12 protein-coding genes are annotated in these 12,280 nt (G+C 56.7%); 9 read left to right on the forward strand and 3 right to left on the reverse strand.

Annotated features, from left to right (window positions below):
* Positions 1-8 precede the first annotated feature (8 nt).
* Both WM46_RS21740 and WM46_RS21745 read left to right on the forward strand, forming a co-directional pair.
* A complete protein-coding gene (locus WM46_RS21740; protein WP_042999055.1) occupies positions 9-419 on the forward strand; it encodes a CidA/LrgA family protein in 411 nt (136 codons plus the stop codon).
* Entirely contained in the window at positions 412-1,101 is a 690-nt protein-coding gene (locus WM46_RS21745; protein ID WP_044257358.1) for an LrgB family protein, read from the forward strand. The genes WM46_RS21740 and WM46_RS21745 overlap by 8 nt, the downstream gene beginning before the upstream one ends.
* A gap of 42 nt (positions 1,102-1,143) precedes the next feature.
* On the opposite strand, the gene actP is transcribed toward WM46_RS21745, so the two are convergent.
* From actP to acs, 3 genes are all read right to left on the reverse strand, one after another.
* Positions 1,144-2,793, reverse strand: coding sequence for a cation/acetate symporter ActP (gene actP / locus WM46_RS21750; RefSeq protein WP_061075563.1), 1,650 nt, complete (start codon positions 2,791-2,793; stop codon positions 1,144-1,146).
* On the reverse strand, positions 2,790-3,104 hold the full coding sequence (locus tag WM46_RS21755) for a DUF485 domain-containing protein (protein WP_061075562.1): 315 nt from the start codon (positions 3,102-3,104) through the stop codon (positions 2,790-2,792). The genes actP and WM46_RS21755 overlap by 4 nt, the downstream gene beginning before the upstream one ends.
* A 232-nt stretch (positions 3,105-3,336) precedes the next feature.
* Positions 3,337-5,295: an acetate--CoA ligase gene (gene acs / locus WM46_RS21760; RefSeq protein ID WP_102603297.1), complete on the reverse strand. Its 1,959-nt coding sequence runs from the start codon at positions 5,293-5,295 to the stop codon at positions 3,337-3,339.
* A gap of 431 nt (positions 5,296-5,726) precedes the next feature.
* Between acs and nrfA the strand changes: the two genes are divergently transcribed.
* From nrfA to nrfG, 7 genes are read left to right on the forward strand one after another with little or no spacing between them, the layout of a single operon-like run.
* Entirely contained in the window at positions 5,727-7,163 is a 1,437-nt protein-coding gene (gene nrfA, locus WM46_RS21770) for an ammonia-forming nitrite reductase cytochrome c552 subunit (RefSeq protein WP_102603298.1), read from the forward strand.
* A gap of 44 nt (positions 7,164-7,207) precedes the next feature.
* Entirely contained in the window at positions 7,208-7,771 is a 564-nt protein-coding gene (gene nrfB, locus WM46_RS21775) for a cytochrome c nitrite reductase pentaheme subunit (RefSeq protein WP_046493984.1), read from the forward strand.
* On the forward strand, positions 7,768-8,439 hold the full coding sequence (gene nrfC / locus WM46_RS21780; protein WP_042999063.1) for a cytochrome c nitrite reductase Fe-S protein: 672 nt from the start codon (positions 7,768-7,770) through the stop codon (positions 8,437-8,439). Before nrfB ends, nrfC begins: the two co-directional genes overlap by 4 nt.
* Positions 8,436-9,392 carry a cytochrome c nitrite reductase subunit NrfD gene (nrfD, locus tag WM46_RS21785; protein ID WP_061075558.1) on the forward strand — a complete coding sequence of 319 codons (957 nt, stop codon included), beginning with the start codon at positions 8,436-8,438 and terminating at the stop codon, positions 9,390-9,392. Before nrfC ends, nrfD begins: the two co-directional genes overlap by 4 nt.
* A 26-nt stretch (positions 9,393-9,418) precedes the next feature.
* Positions 9,419-11,146, forward strand: coding sequence for a heme lyase CcmF/NrfE family subunit (locus tag WM46_RS21790; protein ID WP_187394513.1), 1,728 nt, complete (start codon positions 9,419-9,421; stop codon positions 11,144-11,146).
* Positions 11,139-11,642, forward strand: a complete 504-nt coding sequence (gene nrfF / locus WM46_RS26900) for a heme lyase NrfEFG subunit NrfF (protein WP_102603300.1) — start codon at positions 11,139-11,141, stop codon at positions 11,640-11,642. The genes WM46_RS21790 and nrfF overlap by 8 nt, the downstream gene beginning before the upstream one ends.
* Positions 11,639-12,259, forward strand: a complete 621-nt coding sequence (nrfG, locus tag WM46_RS21800; RefSeq protein WP_102603301.1) for a heme lyase NrfEFG subunit NrfG — start codon at positions 11,639-11,641, stop codon at positions 12,257-12,259. Before nrfF ends, nrfG begins: the two co-directional genes overlap by 4 nt.
* Positions 12,260-12,280 lie beyond the last annotated feature (21 nt).

Raw genomic sequence — 12,280 nt, forward strand, 5'->3', positions numbered from 1 at the left:
GTTCCCTCATGGCTGTGGCGATAAGCCGCGTTACGCCTGCCGTTTTGCAACGACTCCAGGTTCCGGTTCAGGTACTGCTGTATGCAGGTTTGTTTATCGTTGCGCAATATCTTGTCTCCTGGCTGCATCTGCCGTTACCGGCCAATCTGGTGGGGATGGTGCTGATGCTGGCGCTGATTGTCTGTCGCATCCTGCCGCTGAGCTGGGTTCGCGCCGGGGCGCGCTGGCTGCTGGCGGAGATGCTGCTGTTCTTTGTTCCGGCGGTGGTGGCGGTGGTGAACTATGCCCATTTGCTGCTGGTGGACGGCTGGCGGATTTTTTCGGTCATTGCGATCAGTACGCTGATGGTGCTCGGTGCCACGGCATGGGTGGTGGATAAGGTTTATCGCTATGAAATAAGCAGGTTAAACCGTGACTAATCTCCAGCTCAGCGTGCTCTGCCTGGCGATTACGCTGGTTATCTATTTCGCCAATAAACGTCTGTACCGTCGTTTTCGTAAGCTGCCGTTGATGCCGCTGGTACTTACGCCCGCGCTGCTGGTGTTGATGCTGGTGTTGGGGCATATCTCCTGGCAAAGCTATATCGGTGAATCCCATTGGTTGTTGTGGCTGCTTGGCCCGGCAACGATCGCCTTTGCGGTGCCGGTTTATGACAATTTCGCCATTATCAAACGTCACTGGATGTCTCTGACCGCAGGCGTGGTGACGGCGACGGTGGTTGCGGTGACCAGTTCCGTCTGGCTGGCGCGTTTATTTACCCTGCCGGACGAAATTCAGCGCAGCCTGGCGGTGCGTTCGGTGACCACGCCGTTTGCCCTGGCGGCGGCTGAACCACTGGGTGGGCAGCCGGATTTAGTGGCGCTGTTCGTGGTGGTGACCGGCGTCTTTGGCATGGCGGTCGGCGATGCGCTGTTTTTACGTCTGTCGATTCGCGAAGGGATGGCGAAAGGCGCAGGATTTGGCGCGGCGTCGCACGGCGCGGGGACGGCGCGCTCGTATGAGCTTGGTCAGCAGGAGGGCGTGGTTGCCAGCCTGGTGATGATGCTTTCCGGTGTGGTGATGGTGCTGGTCGCCCCGCTGGTAGCAAGGCTGATGTTCTGAGAAGGGATCCCCGGTCAGAGTGACCGGGGAAAAACGTGTCGATTAATGGGCGCGGCCTTGTTCGACTCCGAAGCCCGTCTGGGAACGGATAAACTGAGCCCGGAACTGCTCCCGCTCGCGATTCCCTTCTGCCGAGTTATCGGTGGCAGAGAAGAACCAGATCCCAAGGAATGCCACGCTGATGGAGAACAGCGCCGGGTATTCATACGGGAAGATAGCCTTTTCATGGCCGAGGATTTGTACCCAAATGGTGGGGCCAAGAACCATCAGCACCACGGCAGTCAGCAGGCCCAACCAGCCGCCTAACATCGCGCCACGCGTGGTCAGTTTCGACCAGTACATGGAAAGCAGGATGATCGGGAAGTTGCAGCTCGCGGCGATAGCAAACGCCAGACCCACCATGAAGGCGATGTTCTGATTCTCGAACAGCACGCCGAGAATAATGGCGATGACGCCCAGCACCAGCACGGTGATTTTCGATACCCGCAACTCTTCACGTTCGGTCGCTCCTTTACGGAACACGTTCGCATACAGATCGTGAGAAACCGCGGATGCGCCCGCCAGCGTCAGACCGGCGACGACCGCCAGAATGGTGGCAAAGGCCACGGCGGAAATAAAGCCGAGGAACAGGTTGCCGCCCACCGCATTCGCCAGGTGTACCGCCGCCATGTTGTTTCCGCCAATCAACGCGCCCGCCGCGTCTTTATACGCCGGATTCGCACCGACCAGCATAATGGCGCCGAAACCGATGATGAAGGTCAGGATGTAGAAGTAACCCATAAAGCCGGTGGCGTAGAACACGCTCTTACGCGCTTCGCGGGCATCGCTGACCGTGAAGAAGCGCATCAGGATGTGCGGCAGGCCCGCCGTACCAAACATCAGGCCAAGTCCCAGTGAGAGCGCGGAGATCGGGTCTTTCACCAGCCCGCCAGGGCTCATAATCGCACTGCCTTTCGGGTGGACCGCCATCGCTTCGGTGAACAGGTTATTGAAGCTAAAGCCGACGTGCTTCATCACCATAAAGGCCATAAAGCTGGCGCCGAACAGCAGCAGCACGGCTTTGATGATCTGCACCCACGTGGTCGCCAGCATGCCGCCGAACAGCACGTACATCATCATCAGCACGCCGACCAGCACCACCGCAATGTGGTAGTTCAGGCCGAACAGCAGTTCAATCAGTTTGCCCGCGCCGACCATTTGCGCGATCAGATAAAGGGCAACCACCACCAGCGAACCACAGGCCGACAGAATACGGATCGGACCTTGCTTCAGGCGATAAGAGGCCACATCGGCAAAGGTATAGCGACCGAGGTTACGCAGACGTTCAGCGATCAGAAACAGGATGATCGGCCAGCCGACGAGGAAGCCCAGCGAGTAGATTAACCCGTCATAACCGGAGGTAAACACCAGCGCGGAGATCCCGAGGAATGACGCCGCCGACATGTAATCGCCCGCAATCGCCAGTCCGTTCTGGAAGCCGGTGATATTCCCGCCCGCCGTATAGTAGTCGCTGCGTGAACGTACGCGTTTAGAGGCCCAGTACGTAATACCCAGCGTAAACACAACGAAAATCAGGAACATGACAATCGCCTGCCAGTTGGTCGGCTGGCGTTGTACTGCACCGCTAATGGCATCCGCCGCGTTGGCCGCGAAGGGTAGTGTGGCGGCAAGCGCCGTCAGGACTCTCTTCATGATGCGTTAACCTCGCGCAGTACTGCATTGTTCAGACGGTCGAATTCGCCGTTCGCCCGCCAGATATAGATGCCGGTCAGAACGAAGGAGATCAGAATCACCCCCACGCCAATCGGAATACCCCGGGTGACACTGGTTCCCTCGTGAAGCGGGGTTCCCAGCCAGCCAGGCGCAAAAGCAATCAGTAGAATAAAGCTGATATAGACCACCAGCATGATGATCGACAGTATCGTGGCAAACCGTTGCCTTTTTTCAACTAATTCCCTGAAACGCGCACTGTCTTCTATCCGCTGATAAATGGTGTCATTCATCACAGAGTCTCCAGAGGCCCCCTGAGTCTTTCGCGTCACAGGTGCGTTGGCCGCACTTGCCCACCCCAGTCACATAGTGAACTATGCTGCTGGGATGTGCTCGCTTGCCGCTTTCCTGTGACACGAAATCCTTTGGGGAGGTTTTTATATTTTCCCTCCCAATGAAGAGAGGGTAGGGTCAGAACCTGTAGGCCCGATAAGCAGCGCGCCATCGGGCATTTCACGGTGGTGGTTATGATGGCATCGCGATGGCCTGCTTCTCTTCGAGCAGCTTCTCTACTACGCCAGGATCGGCGAGCGTCGAGGTATCGCCCAGATTGCTGGTATCGCCCGCCGCGATCTTGCGCAAAATACGACGCATGATTTTGCCGGAACGGGTTTTTGGCAGTGAGTCGGTCCAGTGCAGCACGTCTGGCGTCGCCAGCGGGCCAATCTCTTTACGGACCCAGTTGCGCACTTCGGCGTACAGCTCAGGGGACGGTTCTTCGCCGTGATTCAGCGTCACATAGGCATAAATCGCCTGGCCCTTGATGTTATGCGGAATACCGACCACCGCCGCTTCGGCGATCTTCGGATGCGCCACCAGCGCGGATTCAATCTCCGCCGTGCCCAGACGGTGACCGGAGACATTCAGCACGTCGTCGACGCGGCCGGTGATCCAGTAGTAACCGTCTTCGTCACGACGCGCGCCGTCGCCGCTGAAGTACATGTTTTTAAAGGTTGAGAAGTAGGTTTGCTCAAAGCGTTCGTGATCGCCGAACAGCGTACGCGCCTGTCCCGGCCAAGAGTCGGTGATCACCAGGTTGCCTTCGGTGGCCCCTTCCTGCGGATTGCCTTCGTTATCCACCAGCGCTGGCTGCACGCCGAAGAACGGACGGGTCGCGGAACCCGCTTTCAGTTCGGTTGCGCCCGGCAGCGGGGTAATCATGAAGCCACCGGTTTCGGTCTGCCACCAGGTATCCACCACCGGGCATTTTTCGTTACCGATCTTTTTCCAGTACCACTCCCACGCTTCCGGGTTGATGGGCTCGCCAACCGATCCCAGAATGCGCAGCGATGAGCGGTCAGTGCCCTCAATCGCCTTATCGCCTTCCGCCATCAGGGCGCGGATCGCCGTCGGCGCGGTGTAGAGAATGTTGACCTTATGCTTATCCACCACCTGGCTCATGCGCGCCGGCGTTGGCCAGTTCGGCACCCCTTCAAACATCAGCGTGGTAGCGCCACAGGCCAGCGGCCCATACAGCAGGTAGCTATGTCCGGTAACCCAACCCACGTCGGCGGTACACCAGTAGATATCGCCCGGATGGTAGTCAAACACATACTTAAAGGTCGTTGCGGCATACACCAGATAGCCGCCGGTGGTGTGCAACACGCCCTTCGGTTTACCGGTGGAGCCCGAGGTATAGAGGATGAACAGCGGATCTTCGGCGTTCATCTCTGCGGGTTGATGCTCAGGGCTGGCTTTTTCAATCAGATCGCTCCACCACAGGTCACGACCTTCCTGCCACTCGATGTTGCCGCCGGTGCGCTTGAGTACAACCACATGCTCGATGGTTTTCACGTTCGGGTTTTTCAGCGCATCGTCGACGTTTTTCTTCAACGGAATGCTGCGACCGGCGCGCACGCCTTCGTCAGCGGTAATCACCAGCTTCGAACTGGAATCAATGATGCGCCCGGCGACCGCTTCCGGTGAGAAACCGCCGAAGATCACCGAATGTACGGCGCCAATGCGGGCGCAGGCCAGCATCGCGACGGCGGCCTCTGGCACCATCGGCATATAGATCGCCACCACATCGCCTTTTTTAATACCCAGATCCTGCAGCGTATTGGCGAAACGACAGACATCGCGATGCAGTTCGCGATAGCTAATATGTTTGCTCTGCGAGGCGTCATCGCCTTCCCAGATGATGGCGGTGCGTTCGCCATTTTCCTGCAGGTGGCGGTCGAGACAGTTGGCCGCCAGGTTCAGCGTGCCGTCCTCATACCATTTAATGGAGACATTGCCTGGCGCGAAAGAGGTGTTCTTCACTTTCTGGTACGGCGTGATCCAGTCGAGAATTTTTCCCTGCTCGCCCCAGAAGGTATCTGGCTCGTTAATAGATTGTTGGTACTTCGCTTCGTACTGCTCCGGATTAATCAGGCAACGATCCGCAATGTTTGCGGGAATAGCGTGTTTGTGAATTTGGCTCATGGCTTTTGTTCTCCTTGTAGGATGTTAATAATATGTCTCACAAACGTTAAATGTAGGGGCTTTGACAGTTTTGTTTAGGTTTTGCGCGACAGATCACGCAATACAGGAATTGTGCAAATTAACGGCAATACGTTTTTTGAAGGAAACCAACAAAAGTTGGTAAAATCTTTCCGTTACAGAGGGTTATGTTAATTGTTCACGAACGGTGATCGCGGTCGAAAAAGGGGAAAGGAGTAGAGAAAAAACGGCCTGACTAACTCTAAAGTGGTATTTTACATACACTTACAATTGATTAAAGACAACATTTTGTGTGTGGTTTTTTGTTACATCTAGATTAGGGCAATGTCATGGCGGTGTGTGTGGTTATCGTCATGGATAGAATAAAAAAGAACCGTCATTGAACGCAATGGCGCAATCTGGATGAGACCTCTATGGCAAGGATTACACTACGCGCACGCCGTTTCTTCAGCCTGATCGTACCGCTGTTTTTCATTTCTGCGGTTTATGCTGAGCAAACGCCCGAACCCGCAAAGACTGTTACCGTTGAAGCGAAGAATGAAGTCTTCGCCCCTCAGCATCCCGATCAATACCTCTCATGGAAAGCGACCTCAGAACAATCAAAACGTGAAGACGCATTAGCGGAAGATCCTCGTCTGGTGATCTTGTGGGCGGGATATCCGTTCTCCCGTGATTACAACAAACCGCGTGGGCACGCCTATGCGGTGACTGATGTGCGTGAAACCTTACGTACCGGCGCCCCAAAAAATGCTGAAGACGGTCCACTGCCGATGGCGTGCTGGAGCTGTAAAAGCCCGGACGTGGCGCGTCTGATCCAGAAAGACGGTGAAGACGGCTACTTCCACGGCAAATGGGCGCGCGGCGGTCCGGAAATCGTGAATAACCTGGGCTGCGGCGATTGCCATAACACGGCGTCACCTGACTTTGCGAAAGGTAAACCTGAGCTGACGTTGTCTCGCCCGTACGCTGAACGAGCGATGGAGACCATCGGCAAGCCGTTCGATAAAGCCGGTCGTTTCGACCAGCAGTCGATGGTTTGCGGACAATGCCACGTTGAATATTATTTTGACGGCAAAGACAAAGCCGTTAAGTTCCCGTGGGATGACGGCATGAAAGTCGAAGACATGGAGAAATACTATGACGCCATTACCTTCGCTGACTGGACCAACTCGCTGTCAAAAGCGCCGATGCTGAAAGCACAGCATCCGGAATATGAAACCTGGAGCGTGGGTATTCACGGCAAAAACAATGTGACCTGTATCGACTGTCACATGCCGAAAGTGCAGAACGCCGAAGGCAAACTCTATACCGATCACAAGATTGGCAACCCATTCGACAACTTCCCGCAAACCTGTGCGAACTGCCATACCCAGGATAAAGCCTCTCTGCAAAATGTGGTCGCTGAGCGTAAGAAGGCGATCAATGGGCTGAAAATCAAGGTTGAAGATCAACTGGTTCGTGCTCACTTCGAAGCGAAAGCAGCCTGGGATGCGGGCGCAACGGAAGCGGAAATGAAGCCGATTCTGAGCGATATCCGTCACGCGCAGTGGCGCTGGGATCTGGCCATTGCCTCTCACGGTATCCATATGCACGCACCGGAAGAAGGTCTGCGGATGTTAGGCATCGCGATGGACAAAGCTGCCGATGCCCGGACTAAACTGGCGCGTCTGCTGGCAACCAAAGGCATCACCCATGAAATCGCGATTCCGGATATCTCCACCAAAGAGAAAGCCCAGGCGGCCATTGGTCTGAACATGCAGCAGATTAACGCCGATAAACAGGACTTTATCAAAACGGTGATCCCGCAGTGGGAAGAACAGGCGCGTAAAAACGGTTTGTTAAGCCAATAACCCCATTCCGCCTCGCAAGGGGCGGATAACTCAACGGAGTGAATATGAGCGTATTCCGTTCGTTATTAACTGCTGGGGTGCTGGCGTCAGGTCTGTTATGGAGCCTGAGTGGGATAACCGCCACGCCAACGCCGCAGGAGTCTGAACGCTGGACGGTCACCCAACAGCGTAGCCCGGATGCCGCGTGTCTGGACTGTCACAAGCCGGATACCGAAGGGATGCATGGTAAGCATGCGTCTGTGACCAATCCGAACAATAAACTGCCGGTCACCTGTACCAACTGTCATGGCAAGCCATCGCCTCAGCACCGTGAAGGGGCGAAGGATGTGATGCGCTTTAACGAGCCGATGTACAACGTGGAGCAGCAGAACAGCGTTTGTCTGTCCTGTCACTTGCCTGAGCAGTTGCAAAAAGCGTTCTGGCCGCACGATGTCCACGTTACTAAAGTGGCCTGCGCCAGTTGTCACTCGCTGCATCCGAAGCAAGACACGATGCAGACGTTAAGCGATAAAGGACGAGTTAAAATTTGCGTCGATTGCCACAGCGATCAGCGTAACAACCCGAACTTTAATCCGGCGTCTGTTCCTTTGCTTAAGGAGCATCCATGAGTTGCTCTCGTCGCCAGTTCATCACCGGCGTCGGCGCGCTGGTGGCCGTCAGCGGTACTGCAGGACGCGTGGTGGCGAAAACGTTGAATATCAACGGCGTGCGATACGGCATGGTGCATGATGAATCATTGTGCATCGGCTGTACCGCCTGTATGGATGCCTGTCGGGAAGTCAACAACGTGCCGGAGGGGGTGTCGCGACTGACCATCATTCGCAGCGAACCGCTGGGCACGTTTCCGGATGTGAAGTACCGCTTCTTCCGCCATTCGTGCCAGCACTGCGATCACGCGCCGTGCGTTGACGTCTGCCCGACCGGAGCGTCGTATCGCGATGCCGCGAATGGCATCGTGGATGTGAACCCGGATCTCTGCGTCGGCTGCCAGTACTGCATCGCCGCCTGTCCGTACCGTGTGCGCTTTATCCATCCGGTCACGAAAACGGCGGATAAATGCGATTTCTGCCGTAAAACCAATCTGAAAGCGGGCAAACTGCCTGCCTGCGTCGAGTCTTGCCCGACGAAGGCGCTGACGTTTGGCAATCTGGACGATCCTGACAGCGATATTTCCCGGCTGCTGCGGCAGAAAACCACCTATCGCTACAAGCTGGCGCTGGGTACCAAACCGAAGGTCTACCGCGTTCCCTTTAAATATGGGGAGGTGAGCCAATGACAAACGCATCTGCTTTCCATTTTGAATCGCTGGTGTGGGACTGGCCCATCGCCATCTATCTGTTTCTGATCGGTATCTCTGCCGGACTGGTAACGCTGTCAATCCTGCTGCGCCGTTACCATCCGGAGGCGGGCGGAGCGGACAGTACGCTGCTGCGCACTACGCTGGTGGTGGGGCCGGGGGCGATTATTCTCGGCCTGCTGATTCTGATCTTCCACCTGACGCGTCCCTGGACCTTCTGGAAGCTGATGTTCCACTACAGCTTTACGTCGGTGATGTCGATGGGGGTTCTGTTATTCCAGTTGTATATGGTTGTGCTGATTCTGTGGCTGGCTATCATCTTTCAAAAAGAGGTGATGGCCCTGCAACAGCGTTGGTTCCCCCGTCTGGGACTGGTGCAGAAGGTGTTGGCGCTGTTAACGCCGTTCAACCGTGGACTCGAAACGCTGATGCTGGTACTGGCGGTGCTGCTGGGCGCCTACACCGGCTTCCTGCTTTCGGTGTTGAAATCCTACCCGTTCCTGAATAACCCGATTCTTCCGGTGCTGTTCCTGTTTTCCGGGATCTCTTCCGGTGCGGCGGTGGCGCTGATCGCGATGGCATTACGTCAGCGTGGTAATCCGCACAGTACCGAGGCGCATTTTATTCACCGCGTGGAAACCCCGGTGGTGTGGCTGGAGATCTTCTTGCTGGCCGCCTTCTTTGTGGGGCTGGCTTTGGGCGATGACGGCAAAATGCGTGCGCTGTCGGCGGCGTTGGGTGGCGGCTTCTGGACCTGGTGGTTCTGGATCGGCGTCGCGGGGCTGGGACTGATCGTTCCGATGCTACTGAAACCCTGGGCCAACCGCGGTTCGACGTTTCACGGGGTGCTGGCGGTATGTGGTGCCAGCCTGACGGGCGTACTGTTGCTGCGCTTTTTCATTCTCTATGCTGGACAGCTCACGGTTGCATAAGCATGGCTGTGAGGGAAAGGTGATTTCTGGACGTACTCCTTCCTGAAGCCGGTTTTCTGGCGCTGTTATTCAGTCTCGGGGTCAACGTGTTGACCCCGCTTGCCGTACTGGCCGGTGAACGCCTGCGCTGGCAGGGCGTCATGCGTCTGGCGAGCGTGGGCACCTGGGCGCAATTTGCGTGCCTGCTGCTTGCCTTCTTGATTCTGGTGTTCTGCTTTCTGACCAGCGATTTCTCGGTTACCTATGTGGCCCAACATAGTCACAGCCTGCTGTCGTGGGGACTCAGGCTGGCGGCAGTGTGGGGTGGTCACGAAGGGTCTCTGCTGCTGTGGGTGTTATTTCTGTCCGGCTGGAGCGCGCTGTTTGCCTGGCGCTATCGCCGCGAATCTGATCCTCTGTTTCCGTTCACGCTCAGTGTACTCTCGGCGATCACCGCATTGCTGCTGCTGTTTGTGGTGTTCTGGTCCGATCCGTTTGCCCGTATCTTTCCGCCAGCGATAGAAGGGCGCGATCTTAACCCGATGCTGCAACATCTGGGGCTGATCCTGCATCCGCCGCTGCTGTATCTGGGGTACGGTGGCCTGATGGTCGCCGCCGGCGTGGCGCTGGCGTCGTTGCTGCGCGGTGATTTCACGACGTTGACTGCCTGGGTATGCTGGCGCTGGGCGCTGCCCGGTTGGTGTGCACTGACGCTTGGCATCATTCTCGGTTCATGGTGGGCCTATTGCGAACTGGGGTGGGGCGGCTGGTGGTTCTGGGACCCGGTGGAAAACGCGTCTTTATTACCCTGGCTTTCTGCCAGCGCGCTACTGCATAGCCTGTATGTGTCGCGTGAACGCGGCATTTTTCGCCACTGGTCGCTACTGCTGGCCATTGTCACGCTCATCCTCTCTTTGCTGGGAACGCTGATTGTCCGTTCCGGCATTCTCGTTTCCGTACACGCTTTTGCGCTGGATAACGTGCGCGCCGTGCCGTTGTTTGCCCTCTTTGCCATTCTGAGTCTGGCCGCGCTCGGCTTGTACGGCTGGCGCGCGCGGACTAACCAACAGGCCGTTCGTCTGGGCGGCTGGTCACGCGAAATGCTGATTCTGGCGGCGCTGCTGCTCTTTTGCGCGGTACTGCTGATCGTGCTGATTGGAACGCTCTACCCAATGCTTTATGGCCTGTTGGGGTGGGGAAGACTCTCCGTGGGCGCGCCGTATTTCAATCGCGCCACCTTGCCGTTTGGCCTGTTGATGCTGGTGGTGATCGTGATCACGATGGTCAGGAGCCGGAAGGGGGCCGTACACCGTCAGCTTCCGGCGCTGCTGGCGCACGCTGGCGTGCTGGTTTTTGCCGCGGGGGTTCTCTTCTCCAGCGGCAGTCGCCAGGAGGTAAGCCTTAACCTGAGTCCAGGTCAGCAGGTTGAACTGGCGGGTTATACCTTCCGCTTTGAACGGCTGGATCTGGCCGCGAAAGGGAACTACACCACCGAAAAGGCGCTTATTACGCTGTGGCAGGGCGACAAACGAATCGGCAGCCTGACGCCCGAGCGGCGCTTTTATTCCGCCCGCCGCCAGCAAATGATGGAGCCGGGCATCCGCTGGGATCTGCTTCATGACTGGTATGCGGTGATGGGTGAAAAAACGGGCGAGGAGCGGTATGCCATGCGCCTGTATGTGCAGAGCGGTGTGCGCTGGATTTGGGGCGGGGGGCTGTTAATGATTGCCGGGGCGCTGCTCAGCGGCTGGCGGGGGAGAAAGCGCGATGCGTAGTCATATTTGCAATGTGCCGGATGGCGGCGCAAGCGCCTTATCCGGCCTACGATTTACGCGCGGCGTAGGTCTGATAAGCGCAGCGTCATCAGGCGCTCTCATGGCGTTTATCTTTCTATTGGTTATCTCCTTTTCCGCTCATGCTCAGGTGGTTGATACCTGGGCTTTTGATAACCCGCAGCAACAGGAAAAGGCGCTGTCGATCGCCAGCCAACTGCGCTGTCCGCAGTGCCAGAATCAAAACTTGCTGGAATCCAATGCCCCGGTTGCGGTCAGCATGCGCCACCAGGTCTATACGATGGTGGCTGAAGGGAAAGATGAAGCTGAAATCACCGCCTGGATGACCGCGCGGTACGGTGATTTTGTCCGCTATAACCCGCCGCTCACCGGACAGACGCTGCTGCTGTGGGCGTTGCCGTGCCTGCTGTTGCTGCTGGTGGGCGGCGTGCTCTGGCGGGTCAGTACGCGCCAGCGTAAAGAGGAGGGCGAACCATGAGTCTGTCCGAACGCTCAGATGCATCTTCCCGTCCATTGCCGGTGAAGTGGCTGGCGCTGGTCGTTGGGCTGATGATTATCGTTTGCCTCAGTGGCTATCTGCTGTCGCCAAAATGGCAGGCCGTGCGAGACGAACAACGACGACGGGCCGATCCGCTACATGAATTTGCAGAGACCGCGACGCCGGAGGCCCAACTGATAGCTCTGCAAAAACAGATTCGCGCCAACCCACAGGACAGCGAAAAGTGGGCGCTCCTCGGCGAGTATTATCTGTGGCGCAATGATTACGATAATGCGCTGCTGGCTTATGGTCAGGCGCTGCGTAGCCGAGGAGAGAATGCGGAGATCTATTCGGCGCTGGCGACCGTGCTCTACTACCAGGCCGGGCAGCACATGACGCCGACGACCCGCGAGATGATTGATAAGGCGCTGGCGCTGGATGCCTCGGAAGTTACCGCGCTGATGCTACTGGCGTCGGATGCATTTATGCAGGCGGATTACAAACAGGCGATTTTGCAGTGGCAAAAAGTCCTGGATTTAAATTCGCCGCGGGTGAATCGTGCGCAGCTGATAGAGTCGATTAATATGGCAAAGTTGTTACAGAATCGGCAGAAATAGTTTTGTGATCTGTGCGATTTA

Source organism: Citrobacter freundii complex sp. CFNIH2 (genome assembly GCF_002880615.1).
Lineage (GTDB): Bacteria > Pseudomonadota > Gammaproteobacteria > Enterobacterales > Enterobacteriaceae > Citrobacter_A > Citrobacter_A amalonaticus_F.